At 37.9% G+C, this 1,141-nt stretch carries 1 protein-coding gene; it reads left to right on the top strand.

Going from position 1 to position 1,141, the window contains the following annotated elements:
* The first annotated feature begins 14 nt into the window (after nt 1-14).
* Nucleotides 15-1,112 carry an ISAs1 family transposase gene (locus tag QMA12_RS22020; protein ID WP_290295321.1) on the top strand — a complete coding sequence of 366 codons (1,098 nt, stop codon included), beginning with the start codon at nt 15-17 and terminating at the stop codon, nt 1,110-1,112.
* Nucleotides 1,113-1,141: the final 29 nt, after the last annotated feature.

Here is a 1,141-nt window from a genome sequence, read left to right as displayed (position 1 = left end):
ACTTTATATTTCTTATGTCCTTATTCTCCCATTTAGAACTTGTAAAAGATAACCGCTCAACTATCAACCAGCATCATAACCTTGTCGATGTACTTTTCCTTATTATTAGTGCTGTAACATCTGGATGCGAAGGTTGGCAAGATATTGAAGTATATGGTGAAAGTAAGATTGACTGGTTAAAAAAATTTCGTCCTTTCAATAATGGCATACCGACACGACACAGCATTGCTAGAATATTTAGAACGGTCGATACTGAGTCATTGCTACTGAGCATGTACAGCTGGGTCAACCAACAGCGTGTTAAATCAAATCAACCTATCATTGCATTTGACGGTAAAACTATTCGCGGGGCAAGCAAACATATGGCGGATAAGCTACATCTTGTTTCTGCATTCGACTGTGAAGCAGGGTTAACTTTATTTCATCAAACAGTAGGAAGTAAGACAAATGAAATCCCCGCAGTGAGAGAATTACTGCAACTCCTTGATATTAATGACACTCTCATCACTTTAGATGCGCTACATTGTCAAAAAGAGACATTGAAGCAATTAATCAGCCGAAATGCTGATTACCTTGTGCAGGTTAAAGGTAATCAAAAGAAGCTGTCTAGCGCTATTAATGATTTATTTATGCAGCACTATGAATCTGAAGATTCAGAAATTATAAGCCATGTAACACAAGATAAAGGGCATGGGCGTCAAGAAGTGAGAACGGTGGACTGTCTTGATGCTTCATTATTACCTGTTGAAATAAAAGAGAATTGGCCGTCAATTAAAACAATTATTGCGGTACAAAGAGAAAGGAAAAAAGGAGTTAGAACGAGTATAGACACTCATTTTTACCTGACATCAGTCACAGATAACGCGCTAATTAGTAAAGCGATTAGACACCATTGGTTGATAGAAAACCAGCAACATTGGATATTGGATGTCGTGTTTAAAGAAGATGCATCTCAAATTCACGATCCGTTAAGTGCACAACATATGGCGTTATTTCGTCGAGTGGTTAGAAACATGGTAAAACAGCATACGAAAAGTAAGGGTTCAATAAGAAGTAAGTGCGTAAGAGCATGTTATGACGATGCTTTTAGGGAAGAATTGTTGTTTGGTTAACATCATTAACAAAGTGTGCTCGCGCCCTG

It is taken from the genome of Pseudoalteromonas sp. APC 3893 (assembly GCF_030408095.1).
Taxonomy (GTDB): Bacteria; Pseudomonadota; Gammaproteobacteria; order Enterobacterales; family Alteromonadaceae; genus Pseudoalteromonas.
The sequence above is the reverse complement of the archived record's forward strand: the minus strand, read 5'-3'. Positions and strand labels throughout refer to the sequence as shown.

What these genes read in the sequence shown, in the direction of transcription:
- QMA12_RS22020 (WP_290295321.1), top strand. Translation starts at nt 15, where the DNA reads ATGTCCTTATTCTCCCATTTAGAACTTGTAAAAGATAACCGCTCAACT.